Genomic DNA, 25811 nt, shown 5'->3' with positions numbered 1-25811 from the left:
GTTATTCTTCCTCGTCACTATTGTGTTTGATTTCAGTAGGAAAAGGTTGTTCTCTCATAAAACATTCTTTAGGCAAGAAATGTTCGCTAAATTTCATTTGAAAACTATTAAACCACTTTACTTTAAAAAGTAATTCCGAAGTAATTTTTTTCCTGTCCCCATTTGGGTAAAATGAATCATCAATCATTTGCTTTTTTAAACCACTCAAAATAAAATCTGGTGAAGAATAATTAACAACGTACTGAGTTATTTCTTTCTTATGTTCCTTTTCTCTTTTCTTTTTATTTTTTAAATTCCTAACAACTCTTACAGAAATGCGTTTCTTAAAAATCTCGAATTTTTTAGTTTTAAAATAAACTACATTACCGTATTTATATTTAGGTGTAGTGTAGCTTTCAGCCTCTTTAATTAAGCTTTTATAATTATCATTGTCGTTTATACTATCGTTTCTTGCAATGCATATTGATTTATAATTTTCTAACATACTTTCATAAATACATACTTCATTGAATTGACATCTATTATCGTCAAAATAAACACATAAATATTTAATTCTTTCACCTATTATCTCGCCTAATCTTTCATCCACTATTATTTTCTTTTTACTTTCAAAATGGACTTCTGATACAATCATAAAAGGAGGCACTAATTTACCATCACCTTTAATGTAATAGTCATATAAAAGGGGGTGTGATTTAAATGTTACAATCTCACCTAAACTAAATTTGTTTTTTAATTTCATTTCTTTACTTATTTTAAACTGAAAATAATAAAAACCTTATATTTACCTGAAAGTAAGGAAGTTCTTTAGTTAAAAGGAATAAAACATTTGTTGAACTACGGTATTGGTTTTTAATCAATCACTTAACCCAACCTTTTTATATTAAAAAGGGATAATAAATATGGCGGTTAAGCACTAAGTAAGTTAATGCATTTAGATTTAACCTGCAAGAACTTTGTCCTGCCACTTTCGAAAGTGTTGAACAAATTCTTGCTAGAACACTGATTACCTTTAAGTAATTGAGTATATCTAAGGTTCCTAGAGATGCATAGACCATCAAAGAGATTATTGCTGTCATTATTGATATGTATTTAATTTTCACGTACAATTGCAGCGTGAGTCGAGAATTTGGCTAATGGTTCAATCTTCTAATAGATGTAAGTTTTATTCTGTTATAAATACGTGCGAGAACTTCTCTTACTTTTATTTAACTATGAGAGCTCAAAAAGATTGGTTTAAAGACAGAGGTTATCCACATTTTTCTAATAAGACACCTTTGTCTGTTAGAAAAAGCATTGAACGCTATATTACAAATCAAAAAAAGGTATCTCATCATTCTTTTTTCCCTTTAATTTTTAAAGAAATTAAACAAAGACGTTATAAGCTATCTGATTTTGATGGAGAAGAAAGACGTTCTCATAAAAAAGTAAAAAACGGAAAGGTAGTTTCTAATACAAAAATCCGCGAAATTCTGTATGCTACTCATATAGATGCTCACCTATATTCATATTACACGCAACAAATTATTACGCCTAAATATGAGGCTTATCTAAAACGAAACCCATTACTTTCTAATTCTATAACTGCATATAGACAAATTGAAACTGACGACAAACTAAAGTACAAGAACAACGTACATTTTGCAAAAGATGTCTTTGATGAAATAAAACGAAGACAAAATTGCGTTGCTTTAGTTTTAGATATTGAAAACTTCTTCCCTAGCCTTAATCACAAAAAATTAAAATTAGCATGGGCGAAAATATTAGGTCATAAAACATTGCCAAAAGATCATTTCAATCTTTTTAAAGCTACAACTAGATTTTCTTATGTAAAACTAAAAGACTTAAAAACTAAGAATGGTCATTTTGATGAAAAGGAATTATCAAAGCTTAAAAAAGATGGTAAACACACCTTTTTTAATAATATAAAAGACCTCATTAATTCTGATGTAATAATTCATAAAAATCAAAAAAAAGATACTGATAAAAACTTAATGGGCATACCACAAGGGTTGCCAATTAGTGCATTATTAGCAAACATTTATATGCTTGATTTTGATAAGTCTGTGATAAATGAATTATCAATAAAGCAAAACGTATTTTACCGAAGATACTCTGATGATATTGTTATGATCTGTAAAGAGAATCAAATAAAATTAATTGAAGATTTTGTTGAAGAAGAAATGATAAAGAATAAATTGACTGTTTCACTGGAGAAAACAGAAAAAACGCTTTTCAAATTAAACAAAGGTCGCTTACAATCTTATAAAATTGAAAAAGAAGGTAGTTTAAAAGAAAACCTTCCTTTAAATTATCTAGGCTTTGAATTCTATGGATATCAAACATTGATAAAATCAAAAAATCTTGCAAAATTTTACAGAGAAATGAAAGAAACTGTAAAACGCAAACATAAACGTGTCGAAATAATAAAAGAAAAGCATCTCATTGATGAAGCACCACTTTTTAAACGAAAAATTTATAGGCTTTTTAGTTTTAAAGGTGAACAATCTAGAATGCTTCCCGCTAAGAGAACTGTATTTATTAATGGTAAAGCAAAAACTGAATATTTCGAGCGAAAATTTAGAGGTAATTATTTAAGATATGCATACAGAGCTTCTGATGATTTGGAGGCACCTGAAATCAAAAGACAGCTTCGTAATCATTGGAAAATCTTACAGAAAACATTGAAAAAATACGATTTTTCTAATGTTAGAAAAGATTCATAGTCTAAAAAATCAATCCCTATAATTTATTACTTTTACACCAATACATAATTCAAACTATGAACGACTCACTAATTCTATTTTTAGCTATTATTATTTCCGCAGGTATCGGTGCATTTATTGGTCTCAAATTTTCGCAATTAAAGAGTAAAAGTGACAAAAGCACTTTAGAAGAGCGTAATGCTAATTTGCAACAACAATTCAATGAATTTAAAACCTATTCTGAAACTGAAAACCAAAAACAGAATCAATATTTCACCCAACAATTAACGGAATTAAAAGAGACGATTTCTAAAATTGAAATTGAACGTGAAGCGATTAGACGAGAAAAAGACTTTTTAAACACAGAACTTTCTAGACGTAATTCAGAATACGAGAATCTTGAAAAAGCAAACTTAAAACGCGACGAAGAACTCGTCTTACAACAAGAGCAATTGCGTAAGGATTTTGAATTAATGGCTTCTAAGATTTTAGATGAAAAATCTGAAAAATTCACACTTCAGAATAAAGAGAACATCAAAAATATCTTAAATCCTTTACAAGAAAAAATACAACTCTTCGAGAAAAAAGTTGATGATACACAAAAGGAAAGTATCAGTATGCACTCGGCTTTAAAAGAGCAATTAGTAGGGCTTAAAGACCTTAACCAAATCATGGCTAAAGAAGCCACAAATCTTACTAGAGCGTTAAAAGGTGATAGTAAAACGCAAGGAAATTGGGGCGAATTAGTCTTAGAGCGTGTCTTAGAAAAATCTGGACTTGAGAAAGATAGAGAGTATTTTGTACAACAAAACTTTCAGCGCGAGGATGGTTCTCGTGTGATGCCAGATGTGGTATTACATCTACCGGATTCTAAAAAAATGATCATCGATTCTAAAGTGTCCTTAACTGCTTACGAGCAGTTTGTAAATGCTGAAGACGACCAACGCCCATTGTTTTTAAAAGCGCATGTGAATTCTATTAAAAAACACGTCGATCAACTTTCTGCGAAAAATTATCAAGATTTATATGATATTGAATCTCCTGATTTCGTTTTAATGTTTATTCCTATTGAACCTGCTTTTGCAGTTGCCATAAATGAAGACAATTCATTATATAATAAAGCTTTTGAACAAAACATAGTAATTGTTACTCCTTCTACCCTACTAGCAACCTTGCGTACTATAGATTCCATGTGGAATAACGAAAAGCAGCAACAAAATGCTTTAGAAATTGCGAAGCAAGCTGGTGCACTCTACGATAAATTTGAAGGCTTGGTCATTGATTTAACTGGCGTCGGCAAAAAGATTGATGCTGCTAAAAGTGACTATTCTTCTGCTATGAATAAATTGGTGGACGGAAAAGGTAATCTTATTTCTCGTGTCGAAAAGATTAAAAAAATGGGAGCTAAAGCTAAGAAATCACTTCCGGAAAGTATTATAAAACGCGCTACCGAAGATGATTTATAAAATAGTCCCATTTAAAGGCATAACCGTAAATATGCCATAATAAAGGCATAAATTAGATTATTCCGTTTTAAAGGCATATATTTGAGTATAATATAAGAATATATGACAAGTATAATTACTGGTGATATTATAAAATCTAGAGAAGCAACGAGTCAAAGTTTATGGTTAGACACCTTAAAAACGACTTTAAGCACGCTATCTACGCGTACTTCTGACTACGAAATCTACAGAGGAGATAGTTTTCAAATTGAATGTAGTGACGCGCTCAACAGTTTTAAAAATGCTGTATATTTAAAAGCATGTATTAAAACGATAAAAGGTTTAGATGTGCGGCTTGCTATTGGTATCGGAGACAAAACGTATCAAGGTAAAACGGTAAGCGAATCTAACGGTGAAGCTTTTATATATTCTGGTGAAACTCTTGAAACCTTAAAAAAAGAGAAAGTCAACTTAAAACTTAAGACCAACAGCGACGTAATAAATACTGAGTTTAATCTTTACTTTAAACTTGCTTTAATTGCCATGGATAATTGGACGGTAAACTCTGCAGAAATTATGAAACTCAGCATAGAACATCCAAATATGATTCAATCTGACCTTGCTAAGCTCATTGGTATAAGTCAAGATGCCGTAAGCAAACGCCAAAAACGAGCGTATTTAGATGAAATTTTAGAATTAGATGATTTATATAGACAGAAAATAAACCAATTATGATACTACTCATTTTAAAACTCTTTTTGGCGCACCTCATTGGTGATTTCTTTCTTCAACCTTTAAAATGGGTAAAACATAAAGAAAAGAAAAAACTAAAATCAGTTTGGTTGTATGTACATGTTGCGGTTCATCTGGCCTTAATGTTTGTATTCGTTTGGGATTTATCCTATACTCCATTAATATTAGGTATTGGTTTGTTACACCTAATTATCGATGGCTTAAAGCTTATTCTTCAACGTAAAAAAACAAAACGCTTATATTTTTTATTGGATCAGGTATTTCATATTATTTCAATTGTTGGGTTAACAGCACTACTATATGTTGATGATTTTGACTTCTCCATAATCTTAGATGCTCAGCTCCTACTTTTGGTAATTTGCGTGGCCTTTTTAACCAAGCCTACATCCATAATAATGAAAATCATTTTTTCTAAATGGAACATTTCAAAACTAACCAAAGACAACGAATCCTTAAAAGATGCAGGCACCTATATTGGTGTTTTAGAACGCCTTTTAGTATTTGTCTTTATTGTACTTGGCCATTGGGAAGCCGTAGGTTTTTTAATAACAGCTAAATCCGTTTTTAGGTTTGGAGACCTTACCGCCTCTAAGGAACGAAAACTCACCGAATACATTTTAATAGGTACATTAATCAGTTTTGGCATTGCTATAATGACTAGTTTGCTATACTTAACTCTTATAAAACATGTTTAGACCCACTGAAGATTCTAGAATACAGATATCCGAATTAATGAAACCATCTAATGCCAATTTTGGTGGAAAAATCCACGGAGGTTATATTTTAAGTCTAATGGATAACGTGGCTTTTGCTTGTGCATCAAAACATTCTCGCAGCTATTGTGTCACAGCATCCGTTAATAAAGTAAACTTCTTAAATCCAATTGAAGTGGGAGAATTAGTAACCATGAAAGCGTCGGTTAATTACGTTGGTAATTCGTCTATGGTTGTAGGGATAAGAGTAGAATCTGAAAACATTAGAACCGGCGAAAAGAAACATTGCAATTCGTCTTATTTTATAATGGTCGCAGTTGATGAAGATGGAAATAAAGTTTCGGTTCCTGGTCTTATTTTAACTAATAAATTAGCAGCGAAACGCTTTATTAAATCCATAATTAGACAAGAAAGTGATACTAAACGCAGTATGGATTTAGAAAATCTCTATAAAAATTTAGACCTACATTTAGAAAAATTAAAGGATTACAAAGTACAAGTTGACTTTAAATAAAAAAAGCTAGTTCAAAAATGAACTAGCTTTTTTTTATGTTATTGTTATTTTACTGCTTTATAAAGCGTTTAGTTTGCGTTTCCGTATCATCAGATATTCTGACTAAATAAACTCCACTCTTCCAATTAGAAACATCAATTGATGATTCTAACTTCGTAATTAGACCTTTGTAAATTCGTTTTCCTAAGACATCAAAGACTTCCAATTTTAAATCTTCACTCGTATTTTGCAACTTAATATTAAGTTTATTCTTAGCCGGATTAGGCGCAATTGTAAATTCATTACTTTGAATTTCAATTACATTTAGGCCTGTTCCCTTATTATCAATTTGAGTTGCAGAAGGCTGAGCAAATGAGTATGCTGCTATAAAAAATAGTATAAAAAGTAATTTTAGTTTCATGTGTTTGAATTTATCGATTTCCAACCGTCACATGTTACATCCATATCAAATTTAATTTGGGTGACTTTATTTTTTGTCATGGATGTTTCATATAAGTAGGGCATTAGTTAATGCTAAGTTAGTAATTATTAGTGAATAACAATAACAGTTCATCGAAAACTATGCCACTATTTACTTAAATACATTTTTCTTCTTGCATATAAATCATAAAACTGATCATCCTTCAAATTCTCTATAAACAGGATACTTTCTCCTGTACTTTTCATTTCTGGCCCCAATTGTTTATTCACATTAGGAAACTTATTAAATGAAAATACAGGTTGCTTAATAGCGTATCCTTCAAGCTGTGGATTAAAATTAAAATCAGTTACTTTTTTGGCACCTAACATTACTTTTGTTGCATAATTTACATAAGGTTCTTTATACGCTTTTGCGATAAAAGGAACCGTACGTGATGCTCTAGGATTCGCTTCAATGATATAAACAACATCATCTTGTATAGCAAATTGAATATTAATTAAACCAACGGTATGTAACGCTCTTGCAATGGTATGTGTATGATCTATAATTTGCTGCATTACCAAATCTCCTAAATTGAAAGCAGGTAATAATGCATTACTATCTCCAGAATGAATACCACAAGGTTCTATATGCTCCATAATACCTATGATATGAACATTACCATCGGCATCACAAATCGCATCAGCCTCTGCTTCTATTGCTCCATCTAAATAATGATCTAACAACAATTTGTTACCAGGAATCGATTTTAATAAATCGATAACATGAGATTCTAACTCTTGTTTATTAATCACAATTTTCATCCCTTGTCCACCTAATACATAAGACGGTCTTACTAATATTGGAAAGTCCAATACATCTGCAATGGCTAAGGCTTCATCTGCTGATTCAGCCACATCAAATTCTGGATAAGGAATATTATTTTCTTTTAATATATTTGAAAAACTTCCTCTGTCTTCAGCTAAATCGAGTGATTTAAAGCTGGTTCCCATAATCTTAATTCCCCATTTTTCTAGCTTCTCTGCCAATTTTAATGCTGTTTGACCACCTAATTGAACAATAACACCTTCTGGTTTTTCATGCTGAATGATATCATAAATGTGTTCCCAAAATACAGGTTCGAAATATAATTTGTCCGCAATATCAAAATCAGTCGACACCGTTTCAGGGTTACAGTTAATCATTATGGTTTCGTAACCACATTCAGAAGCTGCTAAAACACCATGCACACAACAATAGTCAAACTCAATACCTTGACCAATTCTATTTGGACCAGATCCTAAAACAATAATTTTCTTTTTATCTGAAACAATACTTTCATTTTGAACATAACGTGTTCCGTCTGGCTTCTCTACTTCACTTTCAAATGTTGAATAATAATATGGTGTTAGTGCTTTAAATTCCGCAGCACAGGTATCTACCAATTTAAATACACGATTGATGTTAAGATCCATTCGTTTTTTATGAACTTCACTTTCTAAACACCCTAACATGTGTGCTATTTGTCTATCTCCGTAGCCTTTTTGCTTTGCTTCGAGTAGTAAATCACGTTGAATAGAATCTATTTTAAAAGTAGAAATCTCTCTTTCAATCTGAAATAACTCTTCATATTGTTTTAAAAACCACATGTCAATCTTTGTGATTTCGTGAATACGACTTAATGGAATTCCGATTGCAATAGCATCATAAATCACAAATACACGATCCCAACTAGCGTAAGTTAATTTTTCAATAATGGTGTCATAATCCTTGTAACCTTTACCATCTGCACCTAAACCATTACGTTTAATCTCTAAAGATTGTGTGGCTTTATGAAGTGCTTCTTGAAACGAGCGGCCAATTGCCATAACCTCACCTACCGATTTCATTTGTAATCCTAGTGTACGGTCTGAGCCTTCGAATTTATCAAAATTCCAACGTGGAATCTTTACTACGACGTAATCTAAAGTAGGTTCAAATAACGCTGAAGTCGATTTTGTAATCTGGTTATCTAATTCATCCAAATTATAACCAATGGCTAATTTCGATGCAATTTTAGCAATAGGATACCCCGTTGCTTTACTCGCTAATGCTGATGAACGTGATACTCGTGGGTTAATTTCAATCGCAATAATTTCCTCTTCATCATCTGGACTCACTGCAAATTGCACATTACAACCACCAGCAAAATCACCAATACTTCGCATCATATGGATTGCCATATCTCGCATTTTCTGAAATGTCTTATCAGATAACGTCATTGCTGGCGCTAAAGTTATAGAGTCCCCCGTATGAATTCCCATCGGGTCCATATTTTCAATCGTACAGATAATAACAACATTGTCATTTTTATCGCGTAGTAATTCTAATTCGTATTCTTTCCAGCCGATTAAGGCTTTATCTATCATGACTTCGTGAATTGGAGAAACTTCCAAACCACGCGTTAGCATTTCGTCAAAGTCTTCTTCTTTATAGACAAAAGAAGCCCCTTCACCACCTAATGTATAGGATGCTCTAATAACTAAAGGGAAACCAAATTCTTGTGCAATTTCCTTTCCTTTAAGGTAAGACGTTGCTGTTGCTTGAGGTGCCATACCAACACCTATCTTCAACATTAACTCTCTAAACTGCTCTCTATCTTCAGTAATATTAATAGCATCGATATCTACACCGATAATATCTACATTAAAATCTTTCCAAATTCCTTTTTCATCAGCTTCAATACATAAATTCAAAGCGGTTTGCCCACCCATCGTTGGTAATACAGCATCAATCTGCGGGTGATCTTTTAAAATTTGAACTAAAGATTTGGTATTTAAAGGCAACAAATACACATGATCCGCCATTGTTGGATCTGTCATTATTGTTGCAGGGTTAGAATTGATTAATATAGTTTCAATTCCATCTTCTCGTAATGAGCGTAATGCTTGAGTACCCGAATAATCAAATTCACAGGCTTGCCCAATAACGATAGGACCTGAACCGATTAGTAAAACTGATTTTATGTTATTATTTTTAGGCATGAGATTGAGTGTTTGATGTTGTAATGTATAAACGTTATTAATTTTGGCTGTGCAAAAATAGTTAAGAATAGGATACAAAAAAAGGCGTTACACCTAAGTAACGCCCTAATATATTAACAATTGTTAATCATTATTTTTTATGTCTTGTTTCTGTAGATACAGACAATTTTTTTCTTCCTTTAGCTCTTCTACGTGCTAAAACTTTTCTTCCGTTAACAGAAGCCATTCTTTCTCTGAAACCGTGTTTGTTTCTTCTTTTTCTTTTTGACGGTTGAAACGTTCTTTTTGGCATGTCTTATATATTTTATAAACTAATAATCTTTTTGATATTGAGAGGTCTCTCAAAACTGCGTGCAAATATACAACAAGTTTTTACTTTAGCAAGAAGCAAAAGAAAAATTTTGTTTAGAATTTAAACTCTTAGATTTTATTATCTTTGCGCTCTGCAAAAATACACAGAAATATGTTTAATAAAAATATAAAATTAGTCATCGCCGCTTTAATTATTGGTTATGGTATCTATCAATTCACTGAAGGTTACATTGGTAATGGTATTATGTACCTCTTACTTTCTACGATATTCATTTTTCTTTACTTTAAGAATGAAATGATTTTACTAGCATTTTTAAAACTTAGGAAACAAGATTTTGTTGGTGCAAAAAAATGGTTAGACAAAATAAAGAACCCAGAAGGTGCTTTAGTTAAAAAACAACAAGGGTATTTAAACTACCTTAATGGTATTATGGTATCTCAAACTAATATGAATGAAGCTGAAGGTTATTTTAAAAAAGCAATCGATTTAGGCTTATCAATGGACCACGATTTAGCTATGGCTAAATTGAATTTAGCTGGAATTGCTTTTTCTAAACGCAGAAAACCAGAAGCTCAAAAATTATTAGCTGAGGCTCAAAAACTAGATAAAAGAGATATGCTTGCTGAGCAAATTAAGATGATGAAAGAGCAAATGAAAAAAGCATCTATGCCTAAACAGCAATACGGTCAGCCAACATCTGCGAGACAAAACCGAAGAAGTAGACGATAAACTTTATAAGATAGGAGCCATAAGACGCGCAACCGCTTCTATAAGTTTTGTGCGTTTAGAACGGGCTTGCCAAGATTTTAGTTGTAGCTTTTCACAATGTTTTAAGTCATCATTAAAGAATTCTGTTAGCTCACTGCTTATGTTCTTATTGTAGATTAAAGCATTGACTTCAAAATTAATATTGAAACTTCTATAATCCATATTGGTTGTGCCTACAGTACAAAACACACCATCTACAACCATTGTTTTTGCATGAATAAATCCTTTTGTGTATTGATACACCTCCACTCCAGCTTCTAAAAGCATTTCTAAATAAGAATTAGTAGCATATTCTGCTATCCAAGAATCTGAAGTTTTAGGTACAATAATCTTAACTTCTTTATTACTTCGTGCTAAAACTTGAAGTGCAGTTACGATTTCGCTATTCGGAATAAAATATGGTGTTGTAATATAAACATGGTCATCAGCATTTGTAATCGCTACAAAAATAGCCTCCATAATATTAGACCAATCTGTATCTGGACCACTTGCAGCAATTTGAAGCGGTATGTTTTCTTTACAATTATGTTCTGGAAAATACGCTTTTGAAATTTTTAATTCATCTCCACTAACAAAATCCCACGTTGTAAAGAATAATATTTGAAGTTGTTTTACAGCTTCCCCAACGATTCGAACATGAGTATCTCTCCAATACCTATCATTATTAGCATTAACATAAGCGTCCGAAACATTAACACCACCAACATACCCTATCTTTCCATCTATTACAACAATCTTACGATGATCGCGATAGTTCATCTTCCCTGTGGAATTTGAAAATCGAACAGGCATAAAGGGATACATTTCTATTCCACAATCCTTTAACTTCCGTTTCATCTTAGATGTTATAGAACTTCCAACATCATCTATAGCTATTCTAATTTCGAGACCTTCACTTGCTTTTTTACATAATAAATTAAGAAGTTCAGTTCCTATTTTATCATCTTTAATTATAAAATATTCAAGATGGATGTGATGTTCTGCGTCTTCAATATCCTTAAATAATAATTTGAACTTTTCGTCACCATTTTTAATAAGCTTTATATCATTATTAATAGTCAGTTTAGATTTTTCATTATTATATAACAAAGGAATCACTTTCGATTTTTGATCGAGTAAATCGTCAACCACATTAATCTCCTTGGCATCAAGTTCTAATTCATTTTGAATCCTTTTAATCGTCGACTGATTTAGAACCTGCTTCCTAGAGAATATTTTATTCTTTCGGTATTCTTGTCCAAAAAGATAATAAATCAATAAACCTAAAAAAGGTAAAGCCAAAAGACCAATAATATAACTTAAAGCCTTTGTTGGATTTACCTTTTTAAGTAAAATAGTAAGTACAGCAGATAGTGCAACCGTATAATTGAGGACAATTAAAATCTGCCAAATATGGTTTTTAAAAAACTCCAAAATTTATGGATTGGTATTGTAATACCCTTCCTTAGGAATTTCTATAGAGTACGATTTTCTGGAACTATTATTTAAATGTGGCTCTCTTAACCAAGGATTATGAAGTTTTAGAATTTTGTAGTTAATTCCGAATTTCTTTGCAAATCCGGCAAAATCAGCTACCGCAGTATCTACTTGAACCTTATACGTTGGTACTTCTTTATATAAATGCGATTTATTGAAGTTAAATCCATATTTGTCTGGGTTAGAAAGTATTTCCTTTAAAGCTACAATTCTAAACACATAACGACCAGTTTCTTCTCCTAATAGCAAATCGTAGTAACCCGCAACATCTTGTTCTTTTAATCGTCTCGACACACCATAATTCCCAGCATTATACGCTGCAGCTGCCTTCGTCCAAGACCCTAAGCTTTCTTTTGCCTTCTTTAAATAATCGCAAGCCACTTCAGTCGCTTTTTCTAAATTATAACGTTCATCGACGTTAGAGTTCACCTCTAAACCATTTTCTTTTGCTGTTGCTGACATAATTTGCCAAACACCACTTGCTCCTGCTGGTGATTTTGCAGTCTGAACTAATCCACTTTCAATAACAGCTAAGTATTTAAAATCATCTGGCACTCCATTTTTCTTCAAAATAGGTTCTATTATTGGAAAATACTTTTGAGCACGTTTAAACATTAAAAGTCCATTAGATTGCCAATAGGTATTTACTAACAATTCTCTGTCCATACGTTCATAAATATCAGGATCATTAACTGGTACAGCTTCACCTGCAAAGTTTAAATTTTCTGGCATTTCTAAGGCGTACACATTATAACTATTTACAATGGGATCTTCTTTTCCTATTAAATGATCTGGTATCGCTATTTCATCTGGCGACTTTTGCATTGAAAAAATAAATAAGCCTGATATACAAATCACACCTATTAGTGCTAAACTATTTTTTATGATTTTCATGTGTTTTAATTTTAAGTTAATTGAATGCCATATATCGTTCACAATTATTCATTCCTTTGAATAACAGCGTTTTTAATATAAGCTTTCATCATTTTTCTTTTTTATAAATGTAATCAATCTAAGAACAGAATTCAAGTTCAGGCTTCAATAAGTTTTGGTAAATTTTCGTTAAACCATTTATACTTACTAATGACCATAATGTGGGTTCCGCCTTTAACTACGGTGCAATTGCCTCCACAAGAATGTGGAAAAATGGCATCATTATCACCGTGAATATAAACCGCATCTGGATTTGGTTCTTCTTGATCCCAACAAACCACTTGCTTTATGGCCCAATCCAAATAGGTCTTATCACTTACTGAAAGATACTTTTTGTATAAATCTACACGTTTTTTTACCGTTTCTCCAAAAGCATATTTAGCTAGTAAATCTACGTTACTTATTAACTGGGTAGGAAGAATTTTATAAGCTTTAGTAACTTTAAGCAACTTTAATCGTTTAGGAAGTTCGTGATGAGACTTAACGCTAGAGACGACTATTAATTTTTTTAAGTTTAAAAACTTACTCATTTCCTGAACCAAAATACCACCAAAAGAGACACCCAATAAAACGATATTATCATGCTCTATAAATTTACACATACGCTGTGCGTAGGCATTAAGTGTTTCGTTAATATCGGGAATTTGCCACTCTAACCAATGAATTTCATAATCTTCCTCTGGTAATTTGATATGCTCAAATATAGTTGGGTTCGCAGCCATACCTGGCATTAAATAAACATGTGTTAAGTTACTGTTCATAGGTCTTAAAACTTTTTTATTGGGTCGTCTTAATTAATTACAATTTAAGGTTTTAACACCGACAACCTAAAACATTCGTTGATTTTTTGTACCTTTGCACAGCAAAACTATATAAAATATAGTATCTACACTGCCAACCGCTGAATTTAATAAAAAGAAATTATGACAGAAACTGCTGAATTAATTGACAATGACTTCTTGCGTCAATTTGAATTAAATGTTGAAAACGAAATGGCAATTATTGAATATTCTTTACAAGAAAGGAAGATATTCTTAACAAAAATGGTTATTCCTGATACTATTAGGACAGAAGAATTTGAATTAGAGTTTATTGATTTAGTTTTTTCTAATATTAAAGAACGAAACATTAGCGTGGTACCAACAAGCCCTGAAATAGCGAAGTTTGTGAGACGTAACAGAAAATATAAGCGTATGCTTCCTGTAGGAATTAGAATATAACTTCTGAAAACAAATTATAAAAAAAACCGAAACTTTAAAAGTTTCGGTTTTTTTTATATCCAAAATTGAGATTATTACTGTTTCGTATAAATCAATTTTAAATCTTTCGTTTCTATAACTTCTGTAAAATCCTCGTTATAAATTTTTATCGAATTTTCATAGATAGTCGTTAACGTGTCTCCACTGATTACATATACTCTATCATAAATTTTAATTGTACTTTCTTCTGTGATTTCAAACTCTGAAGCGAAACTAATAATACCTTCCGTATTACAGTCCGAAATAATTCTGTACACATTTGTACCCTCTTCTTTATAATACTTTAGCGGATTAGAAAATTCATTACCAGAAGATACGGTTCCATTATTTTCAAATGTTAGTGTTTCTGTTTTATTACAATCTATTTCTGCTACAAGATTCGTATTAGAGACACCATCTTGGTTTACATCAAACGGAAGATCAATGGTTCGCGTCGTTAATAACCAAACTCCAATAACATCATGCTCACTTTTATCTGAACAAGACATCATAGACCCCAATAAAACAATAAGTAGTGAAGCTAATACTATTTTTTTCAATGTACAATCCTTAATTAGAATCAAATATAAAACGAAATAACTTATTTATAGGAAAATACATGTTATTAAAACCATAAAAATTCGACTAGTTTAATGCCAAATCTTCTTGAAATTCAAATCGCACCAAACCATCGTCATCAATTTTCGTCAATCTCACTTTTTCTAGTGTATTTACCAATTCAGGATTCCAAGGTGCTTTAACTTTTACATAGTTTTCTGTAAACCCATGAATATACCCTTCTTTGTTTTCACTTTCAAACAACACAATGCGATCTGTATCTAATTGATTCTCATAAAATGCACGACGTTTTTTAGCAGATAAACCTCTTAACATTTTACTGCGTTTTACTCTTTTTGCCTTAGAAACGACATTCGGCATTTTTGCAGCTTCTGTATTATCGCGTTCTGAATATTGAAACACGTGTAAATATGAAATATCTAATGAACTTAAAAAGTTATATGTTTCTAAAAACAATTCGTCTGTTTCACCAGGAAATCCAACGATAACATCCACACCAATACAAGCGTGAGGCATCACTTCATTTATTTTTGAAACTCTATCTACATACAATTCCTTCATGTAGCGACGTTTCATCTTTTTTAAAATTTCATTACTTCCGCTTTGTAACGGTATATGAAAATGAGGAACAAATGCTCGTGAATTTGAAACCAAATCAATGATTTCATTTTTCAATAAATTGGGTTCTATAGATGAAATTCTTAAACGCTCAATACCTTCAACCTGATCTAACTCTTTAACCAAATCTAAAAAAGTATGCTCGTGTTTTTTATTCCCGAATTCGCCTTTACCATAGTCACCGATATTAACTCCTGTTAATACAATTTCTTTGATACCTTGTTCTGAAATTTCTTTAGCATTCTTCAAAACATTAGTCATGGTATCACTACGAGAAATCCCTCTAGCCAATGGAATTGTGCAATAGGTACATTTATAATCACAACCATCTTGTACTTTAAGAAAGGCTCTAGTTCTATCGCCAATAGAATAACTACCAACATAGAAATCTGCTTCTTCTATTTCGCAAGAATGCACTTCGCCAAAATCGTTTTTAGTTAAGTCATTTAAGTAATCTGTAATCTTGAATTTCTCTGTGGCTCCCAAAACCAAATCTACACCGTGTACATCTGCTAACTCTTTTGGTTTCAACTGTGCGTAACAACCAATAGCCGCAACAAAAGCGTCTGGATTGCTTTTTTGAGCTTGCTTTACAATGGTTTTAAAACGCTTGTCTGCATTTTCGGTTACCGAACAGGTATTTATGACATAAATATCTGCTGTTTCCTTAAAATCTACACGATCAAAACCTTCATCTGCAAAACCTCTTGCGATTGTAGATGTTTCTGAAAAATTCAGTTTACAACCTAATGTATAAAATGCGACTTTTTTTGTTGGATTCATTCTTGTACTTTTACCAAGTTGGCAAATTTACAACATATAACTTATATGCTAAAGCTCGTACGATTCTTATTCAATAGTTTACTTTTTGGAGTCTTATTTTTAATGACATTTTCTTGTACTTCAAAAGAAAGCGCGCCATTAGACCATCTTGTATTTAGATATAACGAACATAAAAACATAGGCTCTTTAGATCCGGCATTTTCTAAAGACTTAGCCGACATTTGGGCTACAAATCAGTTATTTAATGGATTGGTGCAGATGGACGACGAACTCAATGTAAAACCTTCTATTGCTAAACATTGGTCAATTACCGATAGTGCAAAAACCTACACATTTACACTTAGAGATGATGTGTTTTTTCATAAACATGAATTATTTGGGACTAAGACTTCGCTCAGCAACCAAGATTCTACAAGGCTAGTAACGGCATCTGATTTTGAATATAGCTTTAACCGTTTAAGAAATAAAGCGATTGCGTCACCAGGAAGTTGGGTTTTAAATAAGGTTGAAGACTTTTCTGCTATAAACGATTCTACATTTCAAATTAAACTGAAACAAGCTTTTCCTGCGTTTTTAGGCTTGTTAACCATGAAATATTGTTCTGTGGTGCCAAAGGAAATTGTGGAACATTATGGGAATGATTTTAGATCTCACCCCATTGGAACTGGCCCTTTTAAATTTAAACGTTGGGAAGAAAATTTAAAATTAGTATTCAGAAGAAATAATAATTATTTTGAAACCGATTCTCTTAACCAACAGTTACCATATCTTGAAGCGGTTGCTATTACTTTTTTACCAGATAAGCAAAGTGAATTTCTTCAGTTTGCGCAGGGTAACATTGATTTTGTATCGGGTTTAGACGGCTCTTATAAAGATGAAATTTTAACTACCGTCGGGCAATTAAAATCGAATTATACAGCTGATGTGAATATGATTCGTGGTCCCTATCTCAACACCGAATATCTAGCCTTTTTTATGGAAAGTGAGGTTAGTACTATTCAATCTTTAAAACTGCGAAAAGCGATTAATGTAGGTTTTGATCGCAATAAAATGATGATGTATTTGAGAAATGGTATCGGAATTCCTGCAAATGGTGGTTTTATTCCCAAAGGTTTACCTGGTTTTGATGCTACAATTGGTTTTAACTATCAACCCGATTTGGCTAAGCAATTGGTGTCCGAATTTAAAGCAGAAACAGGAATTAAAAATCCTGAAATTACATTAACGACTACAAGTAATTATTTAAGTTTTTGCGAATTTATTCAACGAGAGCTCCAAAAAACAGGCCTAATGGTTTCTATTGATGTTATTCCGCCATCAAGTTTGAAAGATGCTAAAGCTAATGGACAGGTCGATTTTTTCAGAGCGAGTTGGATTGCCGATTATCCTGATGCTGAAAACTATTTATCCTTATACTACAGCAAAAACTTTGCTCCGAACGGTCCTAATTACACGCATTTTAAGAATGATGCATTCGATGACATGTATGAAGCTGCGTATTTAGAAACGGATTATAACAAACGTATAGAACTGTATACTAAAATGGATTCTTTACTTATGGCTTCTGCACCAGTAGTGCCGATGTTTTATGATGAAGTCGTTAGATTTACGAGAAAGAATGTCACTGGTTTGGGTATTAATGCGACTAATTTATTGGAACTGAAATCTGTTAAAAAAAGTGAACTCAAAAATTAAAGATGCCAATTAATTTTTGCTCTTAAATCCTGAAAAATAATACAAATCATCTCTGCCCTCACCTCTAAGGCGTCGCGACGATAAATACCCTGTAGATAAATCATCATTGAGGAAGAATGAAAAATCATCACCAATACTATTAATAGGCTCATCTAAAGACACTGCAATTTGTTCAGGATCATCATTCTCTAAATCATAAGAATACACATCTAAAGAACCTTTTCCACCTTTTCTATCAGAAGAAAAGTAAAGTTTGTTATCTGTGCTTACAAAAGGATAAAGCTCTGTACGAGAAGAATTAATACTATCAGATAATTTTGTGACTTCACCATAACTTTTATGGTCAGACACTGAAACTTTATATAAATCTGATTTCCCCTTTGTGCCTTCAACATCTGCAATAAAATACAAGGTTGAACCATCTGGAGATAAGGCCGGATGAGCATAATTAAATGCAGGATCACAAAATGGTAAATCTACAAAGTTTGTCCACCCTTCATCTTCAACATATTCAGCTCTTGTAATTAAAAGATTATAAACTTTTTCATCCTTTAACTTATCCTCTCCCTTTTTACTATGATTGCCGGTGAAGTACATATATTTCCCATCTCTAGAGTGGGTTGTAACAGACATATTAAACTGACCATATTCTGTTTTCTTTATCATTTCGGCATCCTTTATCTCACCATTGTTACCAACTGTACCCGAATATACTCCAAAGAGTTCTTGAGAGAAGTGATCTGATATTGCTCTCCCTCTTTTTGTGACAAGATTAGAGCTAAAAAATACTTTATCATTTACAACTCTAGCTGCAAAATGATCTAGTTTGGTGTTAATTTCAAGTTTTTTAACTTCAATCTCTTGTGAAAATCCGAAACTTATAAAAAATAAAAAAAGTAAGGTAAATTTGAGCTTTAACATGACTTTAGTCTTTTCTATATTGCTTTGATTCTTCGAAAATATGATTTAAAATTGCTTTGTCTATTTCTGTAAATTCCTCTTTGCGTCTACCCATCACTACTTCTGCAACTTCAAACGCCTTGTCTGTTTTATAAGTCACAAAACCTTTGCTTCCGCCCCAAGAAAAACTTGGTACAAAGTTTCTCGGAAAACCACTTCCAAAGATATTAGCACTAACACCAACAACGGTACCTGTATTAAACATAGTATTAATACCACACTTACTATGATCTCCCATCATTAATCCACAAAATTGCAGGCCAGTTCTGGCAAAGCCTTCTGTTTGGTAATCCCAAAGTCTAACTTCTGCGTAATTATTTTTTAAATTACTAGTATTCGTATCTGCACCCAGATTACACCACTCTCCGATAACTGAATTCCCTAAAAAGCCATCATGCCCTTTGTTCGAAAATCCGAAAATCACAGAATTACTAACTTCTCCTCCAACTTTACTGTGTGGTCCTACAGTTGTTGGTCCATAAATCTTACTAGCCATTTTTAACGTCGCATTATGACATAACGCAAAAGGACCTCTTACAAGAGAACCTTCCATAACTTCAGCATCTCTACCAATATAGATTGGTCCAGAACTCGCATTTAAAGTCGCGAAATTTAAGGTAGCTCCTTTTTCGATAAAAATATTTTCAGGATTGATGGTATTAATTGTCGCAGGAATTGGTTGCGAATCTCTATCCTTAGTAATTAGATTAAAATCCTCGATGATTGCCTCACCATTTAGTGCAAAAATATCCCACGTATGTTCAATTTTTAAAAGATCACCTTCAAACTCTATAGCTTCAAACGTTGAAAAGTCATTAACTTCCTCGCCTTCTTTAATATAAAATGCAATGACATCTTCACCTTTAAATAAAGCTTGATTTTCGCTTAAGTTTTTTACAACCTCTGCAACTTCCATATTTGGTAAAAAAGAAGCATTGATCATAATGTTATTTTCCATTTCTACCATAGGATACTTATCTGACAAGTAATCTTCGGTAACCGTTGTCGTTGTGTATTCTATATACGATTCCCATTTTTGGCGTATGGTTAAAATACCAACTCTTAGGTCTGCAACGGGTCTTGTAAATGTAAATGGTAAAAGATTATTACGATAAGGGCCGTCAAATAATATGTAGTTCATGGTGAAATTTTAAAGTTTGAAGTTGGCACTAAGAAGATTATCGTTCTAAAATCCAACTCAATTATGACATCAAAAATAACTTAATTGCTGAAAATAAAAAAGCCTTTCTGATAACAGAAAGGCTTTTATTTGTATTGGTAAGCGAAGTTTATTTTTTAAACTTTGCGTATTTGTTTTTGAACTTGTCAATACGACCAGCTGTATCTACTAATTTAGATTTACCTGTGTAGAAAGGATGAGATGTTCTAGAAATTTCCAATTTTACTAATGGATATTCAGTACCATCTACATCGATAGTCTCACTTGTATCTGCTGTAGACTTAGTTAAATATACCTCTTCATTAGACATATCTTTAAATGCTACTACTCTATAATTTTCTGGATGTATTCCTGCTTTCATCACTAAATGCTTTAAATGTATTCGATTTTTCGAGGTGCAAATTTAACCATTTTTTATAAATCCACAATCTTTTTGGTAAATTTTATTTAGTAAAAGTATGTAACATTTATGTAACTTTGGATACTAACTGATTAATTAACCAAAAACTTATAATAAATTATGGATAAATCTTTGAAATCTTCGGCGCTTAATTACGGACTGTATTTAGCACTTATACTATCATCTTTCACTATAATTGGCTATGCTGTTTATCTTGATTTATTTACGGAATGGTGGTTTGGAATTGGTCAAATGTTTTTAGTTATAATTTTTGGAATTGTATCTGCAATTAAAGCTAAAAAATTATTAGGAGGCTTTATTAGTTTTAAAAATGCTTTTACAGCTTTTTTTATAACAATTCTTGTTGGAGTTGCAATTCCTGCTCTTGTAGGCTTTATTATTTTTAATATCGTTGACGCGGAAGCTGCTAGTATTCTCCAGCAAAAAATCATAGATAATCAGTTAGCAATGATGGAAAGATTTGGTGCACCACAATCATCAATTGATGAAGCCATGGAACAAATACAAAAAGAAGAAAGTTTCTTCTCTTTAGGAAACACGATAAAGTCTATTGCATATCAACTTGTAGGCTTTAGTATTATTGGTCTTATTGTTGCTGCAGCTACTAAAAAAAATGATCCGGACGCAGCTTAAATAATTTCTTTATTTTTGGAGACTAGAAATTAGACTAAAATCATATGGATATATCAGTAGTAATTCCACTACTTAACGAACGCGACTCTTTAAAAGAATTACACGATTGGATAGTTTCAGTGATGCTATCCAATCAGTTTTCTTATGAAATTCTTTTTATAGACGACGGTAGCACTGATAAATCGTGGCAAATAATTTCTGAACTTGGTGAAATTAATCCCAAAGTAAAAGGCATTAAATTTCTTAAAAACTTTGGAAAATCTCAAGCTTTACATGCTGGTTTTGCTAAAGCTGAAGGAGATGTCGTCATTACAATGGATGCCGACTTACAAGATAATCCTGAAGAAATCCCAGAACTCTTTAAAATGATAAAAAGTGATGGTTTTGATTTGGTTTCTGGCTGGAAAAAGAAGCGTTACGATTCTTATTTTTCTAAAAATTTACCTTCAAAATTATTCAATTGGGCAGCAAGACGTACGTCTGGTGTTACCTTGAATGATTTTAACTGCGGCTTAAAAGCCTATAGCAATACCGTTGTAAAACATATTGATGTGTATGGCGAAATGCATCGCTACATCCCTGTCCTCGCAAAAAACGCAGGGTTCACTCATATTGGAGAAAAAGTAGTACAGCACCAAGCTCGTAAATATGGGCATACTAAATTTGGAATGAACCGTTTTGTCAATGGTTTTTTAGATCTCATCACCATTTGGTTTGTATCTCACTTTGGTAAAAGACCAATGCACTTATTTGGTGCACTTGGCGTCATCATGTTTTTTATTGGTTTTTGTTTTTCTTTTTATTTAGGAATTGATAAGCTCTTTTTAAATCCAACAGGACGTCTCATTACAGACCGACCACAATTCTACATTGCGCTTTCAACTATGATTATTGGTTCGCAATTATTTATCGCAGGCTTTTTAGGGGAGCTTATTCTACGATCCAACCGACAGCAACAGCGTTATTTTATAAAAGAAAATTTGAATCTGTCGTAATAAGACAATTTTGTTGCACTACAAGACATATTAAAATATTGAATTGTTTATTTTTGTTAATAAATCCATTTTACCCATGATACATATTAAACCAGAAATTTTAGAACGTGTAAATTCTTGGCTAACACCAACTTTTGATGAAGACTCTCAAAAGGAAATTAAAAACATGATAGCTTCTAATCCTAAAGAATTAGAGGAAAGTTTTTATAAAGATCTTGAATTTGGAACTGGTGGAATGCGCGGAATTATGGGATTGGGTACTAACCGAATCAATAAGTATACCTTAGGAAAAAACACACAAGGTTTAAGTAATTATTTAAAAGAATCGTTTCCTAATGAGGATATAAAAGTTGCAATTGCTTACGATTGTAGACATAATAGCCAATCATTCGGAAAGCTTGTAGCTGATGTATTTTCAGCCAATGGAATTAAAGTGTTTTTGTTTGAAGAATTAAGACCAACACCAGAATTATCATTCGCCTTAAAACATTTAAACTGTCATTGTGGTATTGTATTAACAGCATCTCACAATCCACCAGAATACAACGGATATAAAGTTTACTGGCAAGATGGAGGTCAATTAGTCCCGCCTCAAGATTCAGCTGTAATAGCTGAAATAAATCGTTTAGATTATTCTGAAATTAAGTTTGAAGCCAATTCTGATTTAATTCAATATATAGGAAAAGACGTTGATGATGTTTTTATTGACGCCTGTGTTAGTAATGGTAGTTTTGATACGCCTAAAGCTGCCAAAGAAAATTTAAATATTGTATTTACTTCATTACACGGGACGTCTATAACGGCGATTCCTGAAACTTTTAAACGTGCTGGTTATTCTAATGTTCATATTGTTGAAGAACAACGTGTTCCTAATGGAGATTTTCCAACGGTAGTATCTCCAAACCCGGAAGAGCCTGCGGCTTTAAAAATGGCTATGGAATTGGCAGAAAAAGTAGATGGAGATATCGTTATAGGTACAGACCCTGATTGTGACCGTTTAGGTGTTGTCGTTAGAAACTTAGACAATGAATTGGTAATTCTTAATGGGAATCAAGCTATGGTTTTAATGACGAACTTTCTCTTAAAACAATGGAAAAAAGAAGGTAAAATTAATGACAATCAATTTATAGCATCTACAATTGTATCGACTCCAATGATGACCGTTTTAGGTAATGCATATAATGTTGAATCTAAAATTGGATTAACAGGATTCAAATGGATTGCTAAAATGATCAAAGACTTCCCACAGCTGGATTTTATTGGTGGTGGTGAAGAAAGCTTTGGATTTATGGTTGGTGATTTTGTACGCGATAAGGATGCAGTAACTTCTACCCTTTTAGCTTGCGAAATTGCGGCACAGGCAAAAGCAAATGGTAAAACATTATATCAAGAATTAATTGATTTGTACGTTGAGCATGGTTTCTTTAAAGAACATTTAGTGTCCTTAACTAAAAAAGGCATCGAAGGAGCACAAGAAATTAAACAAATGATGGTTGATGCTCGAAATAATCCTTTAAAAGAAATCAATGGTGAAAAAGTAGTCTTAATTGAAGATTACCAATTGTCTATTTCTAAAAACCTTCAATCTAACGAAGAAACAGCTATAGACATCCCGAAATCTAACGTATTAATTTACTACACTGAAAATGGAAGTAAAATTGCACTACGACCTAGTGGAACGGAACCAAAAATAAAATTCTACATCAGCGTAAACGCACAATTAGACAATTCGTCAGACTTTGCGACAACGGAGCAATTGTTGGACGATAGAATTAATGCGATTTTAGCAGACATGAATTTATAGTAGATGAATTATATAAAAAAACTCATACCTTTTGCACTACCTTACAAGAAGTATGCGTATTTAAACATTTTTTTTAACATCTTATATGCCCTTTTTAGCACGCTTTCATTTGTTGCTTTAATACCGGTATTTAAAGTTATTTTTAGTGATCAACGCGAAGCTACTGACAAACCTGTTTGGCAAGGTTGGTTAGAATTGCAGAATTACGGTGAAGATTATCTTAATTATTTTATAGTCGACAATATTGAAAAATATGGTGACTTTAAAGTCCTAATGATGATGGTTGGTGTTATCATAAGTATGTTCTTACTTAAAAACATTTCAAATTATCTCGCCATGTATTTCATTACATTTTTAAGGAATGGAGTATTAAAAGATATCAGAAATAAGTTATACGACAAGATTGTAACACTACCATTGGCTTTTTATTCTGAAAAGTCAAAAGGAGATACCATTTCTAGAGTAAGTGCCGATGTAAATGAGGTTAGAAATTCATTCCTTGCTATACTAGAAATGATTGTAAGAGAGCCTCTTACCATATTGTTTTCGTTAATTACAATGCTTATACTTAGTCCTAAACTTACCTTATTTGTACTTGTATTTATTCCTATTTCAGGTTTTATTATCTCTAAAATCGGTAAATCTTTAAAGAAAGGGTCGTTAAAAGTTCAAAAAGAACAAGGAGTCTTTTTATCTGTTTTAGAAGAAACTATGGGAGGTTTAAGAATTATTAAAGCCTTTAACGTAGAAAAGATGTTTGCTGGAAAATTTGAAGACAGTAATGCTCGTTATTATAAGTATTCTAACAAATTACTCAATAGACAAAACTTAGCATCACCTCTAAGCGAACTATTAGGAATTATTGTTATTGGTGTGTTACTCGTTTATGGAGGTTATCTGGTCTTTGTAGATAAAACTATGGATGCCAGTTTCTTTGTTGGGTATATAACCTTAGCTTATAACATTCTTACGCCTGCTAAAGCAATTGCCAAAGCAAGTTATAGTGTAAAACGTGGTGATGGTGCCGCCAATAGAATTCTCGAGTTTTTAGAAACAGAGAATGACATTAGAGAAATTGAAAACCCAATCGAAAAGCAAAATTTTGAAACGGAAATTACAATTGAAAACATTTCCTTCAAATACGAAGATCACTATGTTTTAAAGAACTTCAGCTTAACAATTCCTAAAGGAAAATCTGTAGCTCTTGTTGGTCAATCTGGAAGTGGTAAAAGTACTATCGCTAATCTCGTAACTCGCTTTTACGATGTAAACGAAGGTCAAATTTCAATTGATGGTGAGAATATTAAGAATCTTTCTAAGAAATCTTTACGAGGTTTCTTAGGCTTAGTGAACCAAGATTCTATATTATTTAATGATACTGTAGCAAATAATCTAAGAGTCGGAAAAGAAGACGCTAATGATGATGAAATTATTGAAGCTTTAAAAATCGCAAATGCTTGGGAATTTGTTAAAGACTTACCTCAAGATATCCATACTAATATTGGAGATTCTGGTGGTAAAATTTCTGGTGGACAAAAACAACGTATCAACATTGCCAGAGCAGTACTTAAGAATTCACCAATAATGATTTTAGATGAAGCCACCTCAGCTTTAGATACTGAAAGTGAAAAATTAGTGCAAGATGCTTTGGAAAACATGATGAAAAATAGAACTTCTATTGTCATTGCACATAGACTTTCTACTATTCAGAATGCAGACCAAATTGTGGTGATGCAAAAAGGAGAAATTGCAGAACAAGGTACACACGCAGCATTGATTGCTAAAAATGGAGTTTATAAAAAGCTTGTTGATATGCAAAGCTTTGAGTAAACTTTGACTTTTTTAGATCATTTAATGAAAAT

The 25811-nt window shown here is 32.3% G+C and carries 24 protein-coding genes; 12 read left to right on the top strand and 12 right to left on the bottom strand.

The window, feature by feature from the left end; genetic code table 11:
• Position 1: 1 nt before the first annotated feature.
• Positions 2-742: a hypothetical protein gene (locus tag BLT80_RS07375; RefSeq protein WP_092466982.1), complete on the bottom strand. Its 741-nt coding sequence runs from the start codon at positions 740-742 to the stop codon at positions 2-4.
• Between the two features lie 472 nt (positions 743-1214).
• Between BLT80_RS07375 and BLT80_RS07370 the strand changes: the two genes are divergently transcribed.
• The 5 genes from BLT80_RS07370 (at position 1215) to BLT80_RS07350 (ending at position 6130) form a co-directional block, all read left to right on the top strand.
• Entirely contained in the window at positions 1215-2726 is a 1512-nt protein-coding gene (locus BLT80_RS07370; RefSeq protein ID WP_092466981.1) for a reverse transcriptase domain-containing protein, read from the top strand.
• Positions 2727-2782: 56 nt separating this feature from the next.
• A complete protein-coding gene (gene rmuC / locus BLT80_RS07365) occupies positions 2783-4171 on the top strand; it encodes a DNA recombination protein RmuC (protein ID WP_092466980.1) in 1389 nt (462 codons plus the stop codon).
• Positions 4172-4273: 102 nt separating this feature from the next.
• Entirely contained in the window at positions 4274-4885 is a 612-nt protein-coding gene (locus tag BLT80_RS07360) for an HMG-box domain-containing protein (RefSeq protein ID WP_092466979.1), read from the top strand.
• Entirely contained in the window at positions 4882-5598 is a 717-nt protein-coding gene (locus BLT80_RS07355) for a DUF3307 domain-containing protein (protein ID WP_092466978.1), read from the top strand. The genes BLT80_RS07360 and BLT80_RS07355 overlap by 4 nt, the downstream gene beginning before the upstream one ends.
• On the top strand, positions 5591-6130 hold the full coding sequence (locus tag BLT80_RS07350; protein WP_092466977.1) for an acyl-CoA thioesterase: 540 nt from the start codon (positions 5591-5593) through the stop codon (positions 6128-6130). The genes BLT80_RS07355 and BLT80_RS07350 overlap by 8 nt, the downstream gene beginning before the upstream one ends.
• A 49-nt stretch (positions 6131-6179) precedes the next feature.
• Here BLT80_RS07350 and BLT80_RS07345 read toward each other — a convergent pair whose 3' ends face one another.
• The 3 genes from BLT80_RS07345 to rpmH all read right to left on the bottom strand — a co-directional run bounded on the left by BLT80_RS07345 (position 6180) and on the right by rpmH (position 9845).
• Positions 6180-6530, bottom strand: a complete 351-nt coding sequence (locus BLT80_RS07345; RefSeq protein ID WP_139181031.1) for a T9SS type A sorting domain-containing protein — start codon at positions 6528-6530, stop codon at positions 6180-6182.
• Positions 6531-6697: 167 nt separating this feature from the next.
• Positions 6698-9553 carry a carbamoyl-phosphate synthase large subunit gene (carB, locus tag BLT80_RS07340; RefSeq protein WP_092466975.1) on the bottom strand — a complete coding sequence of 952 codons (2856 nt, stop codon included), beginning with the start codon at positions 9551-9553 and terminating at the stop codon, positions 6698-6700.
• 130 nt (positions 9554-9683) lie between these two features.
• On the bottom strand, positions 9684-9845 hold the full coding sequence (gene rpmH, locus BLT80_RS07335; RefSeq protein ID WP_091426250.1) for a 50S ribosomal protein L34: 162 nt from the start codon (positions 9843-9845) through the stop codon (positions 9684-9686).
• A gap of 171 nt (positions 9846-10016) precedes the next feature.
• Between rpmH and BLT80_RS07330 the strand changes: the two genes are divergently transcribed.
• Positions 10017-10595, top strand: coding sequence for a tetratricopeptide repeat protein (locus BLT80_RS07330; protein WP_092466974.1), 579 nt, complete (start codon positions 10017-10019; stop codon positions 10593-10595).
• Positions 10596-10598: 3 nt separating this feature from the next.
• Here the strand turns inward: BLT80_RS07330 and cls are convergent, their stop codons facing one another.
• The 3 genes from cls to BLT80_RS07315 all read right to left on the bottom strand — a co-directional run bounded on the left by cls (position 10599) and on the right by BLT80_RS07315 (position 13804).
• Positions 10599-12047, bottom strand: coding sequence for a cardiolipin synthase (gene cls, locus BLT80_RS07325; protein ID WP_245710171.1), 1449 nt, complete (start codon positions 12045-12047; stop codon positions 10599-10601).
• Between the two features lie 3 nt (positions 12048-12050).
• On the bottom strand, positions 12051-13004 hold the full coding sequence (locus BLT80_RS07320) for a lytic transglycosylase domain-containing protein (protein ID WP_092466972.1): 954 nt from the start codon (positions 13002-13004) through the stop codon (positions 12051-12053).
• Positions 13005-13141: 137 nt separating this feature from the next.
• Entirely contained in the window at positions 13142-13804 is a 663-nt protein-coding gene (locus tag BLT80_RS07315; protein ID WP_092466971.1) for an alpha/beta hydrolase, read from the bottom strand.
• 162 nt (positions 13805-13966) lie between these two features.
• Between BLT80_RS07315 and BLT80_RS07310 the strand changes: the two genes are divergently transcribed.
• On the top strand, positions 13967-14263 hold the full coding sequence (locus BLT80_RS07310; RefSeq protein WP_092466970.1) for an N-acetyltransferase: 297 nt from the start codon (positions 13967-13969) through the stop codon (positions 14261-14263).
• Positions 14264-14337: 74 nt separating this feature from the next.
• Here the strand turns inward: BLT80_RS07310 and BLT80_RS07305 are convergent, their stop codons facing one another.
• Both BLT80_RS07305 and mtaB read right to left on the bottom strand, forming a co-directional pair.
• Positions 14338-14841, bottom strand: coding sequence for a hypothetical protein (locus BLT80_RS07305; protein WP_139181030.1), 504 nt, complete (start codon positions 14839-14841; stop codon positions 14338-14340).
• A gap of 85 nt (positions 14842-14926) precedes the next feature.
• Positions 14927-16261: a tRNA (N(6)-L-threonylcarbamoyladenosine(37)-C(2))-methylthiotransferase MtaB gene (mtaB, locus tag BLT80_RS07300; protein WP_092466968.1), complete on the bottom strand. Its 1335-nt coding sequence runs from the start codon at positions 16259-16261 to the stop codon at positions 14927-14929.
• 45 nt (positions 16262-16306) lie between these two features.
• On the opposite strand from mtaB, the gene BLT80_RS07295 reads away from it, so the two are divergent.
• On the top strand, positions 16307-17956 hold the full coding sequence (locus BLT80_RS07295) for an ABC transporter substrate-binding protein (protein ID WP_092466967.1): 1650 nt from the start codon (positions 16307-16309) through the stop codon (positions 17954-17956).
• A 9-nt stretch (positions 17957-17965) separates the two neighbouring features.
• Here the strand turns inward: BLT80_RS07295 and BLT80_RS07290 are convergent, their stop codons facing one another.
• The 3 genes from BLT80_RS07290 to BLT80_RS07280 all read right to left on the bottom strand — a co-directional run bounded on the left by BLT80_RS07290 (position 17966) and on the right by BLT80_RS07280 (position 20457).
• The gene (locus BLT80_RS07290) at positions 17966-18877 is read right to left on the bottom strand and encodes a TolB family protein (protein ID WP_092466966.1); all 912 of its coding nucleotides are present in this window, start codon (positions 18875-18877) and stop codon (positions 17966-17968) included.
• Positions 18878-18881: 4 nt separating this feature from the next.
• Positions 18882-20057, bottom strand: coding sequence for a GlmU family protein (locus BLT80_RS07285; RefSeq protein ID WP_092466965.1), 1176 nt, complete (start codon positions 20055-20057; stop codon positions 18882-18884).
• A 148-nt stretch (positions 20058-20205) separates the two neighbouring features.
• Positions 20206-20457, bottom strand: a complete 252-nt coding sequence (locus BLT80_RS07280; protein ID WP_092467308.1) for a type B 50S ribosomal protein L31 — start codon at positions 20455-20457, stop codon at positions 20206-20208.
• A 159-nt stretch (positions 20458-20616) separates the two neighbouring features.
• Between BLT80_RS07280 and BLT80_RS07275 the strand changes: the two genes are divergently transcribed.
• The 4 genes from BLT80_RS07275 to BLT80_RS07260 all read left to right on the top strand — a co-directional run bounded on the left by BLT80_RS07275 (position 20617) and on the right by BLT80_RS07260 (position 25779).
• Positions 20617-21150 carry a DUF4199 domain-containing protein gene (locus tag BLT80_RS07275; protein ID WP_092466964.1) on the top strand — a complete coding sequence of 178 codons (534 nt, stop codon included), beginning with the start codon at positions 20617-20619 and terminating at the stop codon, positions 21148-21150.
• Between the two features lie 44 nt (positions 21151-21194).
• Complete coding sequence (locus BLT80_RS07270; protein ID WP_092466963.1) at positions 21195-22145, top strand: glycosyltransferase family 2 protein; 951 nt, start codon at positions 21195-21197, stop codon at positions 22143-22145.
• Positions 22146-22221: 76 nt separating this feature from the next.
• Positions 22222-23949 (top strand): phospho-sugar mutase, encoded by a 1728-nt coding sequence (locus BLT80_RS07265; RefSeq protein ID WP_175455564.1) that lies wholly within the window; start codon positions 22222-22224, stop codon positions 23947-23949.
• Between the two features lie 3 nt (positions 23950-23952).
• Positions 23953-25779, top strand: coding sequence for an ABC transporter ATP-binding protein (locus BLT80_RS07260; RefSeq protein WP_092466962.1), 1827 nt, complete (start codon positions 23953-23955; stop codon positions 25777-25779).
• Positions 25780-25811: the final 32 nt, after the last annotated feature.

This window comes from Winogradskyella thalassocola (assembly GCF_900099995.1).
GTDB classification, from domain to species: domain Bacteria; phylum Bacteroidota; class Bacteroidia; order Flavobacteriales; family Flavobacteriaceae; genus Winogradskyella; species Winogradskyella thalassocola.
This window is presented reverse-complemented; position numbering and strand designations above follow the sequence as displayed.

Excerpts from the sequence above, each read along its gene's own strand:
- BLT80_RS07375 (WP_092466982.1), bottom strand. The coding sequence starts at position 742 with ATGAAATTAAAAAACAAATTTAGTTTAGGTGAGATTGTAACATTTAAA.
- BLT80_RS07370 (WP_092466981.1), top strand. The coding sequence starts at position 1,215 with ATGAGAGCTCAAAAAGATTGGTTTAAAGACAGAGGTTATCCACATTTT.
- rmuC (WP_092466980.1), top strand. The coding sequence starts at position 2,783 with ATGAACGACTCACTAATTCTATTTTTAGCTATTATTATTTCCGCAGGT.
- BLT80_RS07360 (WP_092466979.1), top strand. The coding sequence starts at position 4,274 with ATGACAAGTATAATTACTGGTGATATTATAAAATCTAGAGAAGCAACG.
- BLT80_RS07355 (WP_092466978.1), top strand. The coding sequence starts at position 4,882 with ATGATACTACTCATTTTAAAACTCTTTTTGGCGCACCTCATTGGTGAT.
- BLT80_RS07350 (WP_092466977.1), top strand. The coding sequence starts at position 5,591 with ATGTTTAGACCCACTGAAGATTCTAGAATACAGATATCCGAATTAATG.
- BLT80_RS07345 (WP_139181031.1), bottom strand. The coding sequence starts at position 6,530 with ATGAAACTAAAATTACTTTTTATACTATTTTTTATAGCAGCATACTCA.
- carB (WP_092466975.1), bottom strand. The coding sequence starts at position 9,553 with ATGCCTAAAAATAATAACATAAAATCAGTTTTACTAATCGGTTCAGGT.
- rpmH (WP_091426250.1), bottom strand. The coding sequence starts at position 9,845 with ATGCCAAAAAGAACGTTTCAACCGTCAAAAAGAAAAAGAAGAAACAAA.
- BLT80_RS07330 (WP_092466974.1), top strand. The coding sequence starts at position 10,017 with ATGTTTAATAAAAATATAAAATTAGTCATCGCCGCTTTAATTATTGGT.
- BLT80_RS07320 (WP_092466972.1), bottom strand. The coding sequence starts at position 13,004 with ATGAAAATCATAAAAAATAGTTTAGCACTAATAGGTGTGATTTGTATA.
- BLT80_RS07315 (WP_092466971.1), bottom strand. The coding sequence starts at position 13,804 with ATGAACAGTAACTTAACACATGTTTATTTAATGCCAGGTATGGCTGCG.
- BLT80_RS07310 (WP_092466970.1), top strand. The coding sequence starts at position 13,967 with ATGACAGAAACTGCTGAATTAATTGACAATGACTTCTTGCGTCAATTT.
- mtaB (WP_092466968.1), bottom strand. The coding sequence starts at position 16,261 with ATGAATCCAACAAAAAAAGTCGCATTTTATACATTAGGTTGTAAACTG.
- BLT80_RS07295 (WP_092466967.1), top strand. The coding sequence starts at position 16,307 with ATGCTAAAGCTCGTACGATTCTTATTCAATAGTTTACTTTTTGGAGTC.
- BLT80_RS07290 (WP_092466966.1), bottom strand. The coding sequence starts at position 18,877 with ATGTTAAAGCTCAAATTTACCTTACTTTTTTTATTTTTTATAAGTTTC.
- BLT80_RS07285 (WP_092466965.1), bottom strand. The coding sequence starts at position 20,057 with ATGAACTACATATTATTTGACGGCCCTTATCGTAATAATCTTTTACCA.
- BLT80_RS07280 (WP_092467308.1), bottom strand. The coding sequence starts at position 20,457 with ATGAAAGCAGGAATACATCCAGAAAATTATAGAGTAGTAGCATTTAAA.
- BLT80_RS07275 (WP_092466964.1), top strand. The coding sequence starts at position 20,617 with ATGGATAAATCTTTGAAATCTTCGGCGCTTAATTACGGACTGTATTTA.
- BLT80_RS07270 (WP_092466963.1), top strand. The coding sequence starts at position 21,195 with ATGGATATATCAGTAGTAATTCCACTACTTAACGAACGCGACTCTTTA.
- BLT80_RS07265 (WP_175455564.1), top strand. The coding sequence starts at position 22,222 with ATGATACATATTAAACCAGAAATTTTAGAACGTGTAAATTCTTGGCTA.
- BLT80_RS07260 (WP_092466962.1), top strand. The coding sequence starts at position 23,953 with ATGAATTATATAAAAAAACTCATACCTTTTGCACTACCTTACAAGAAG.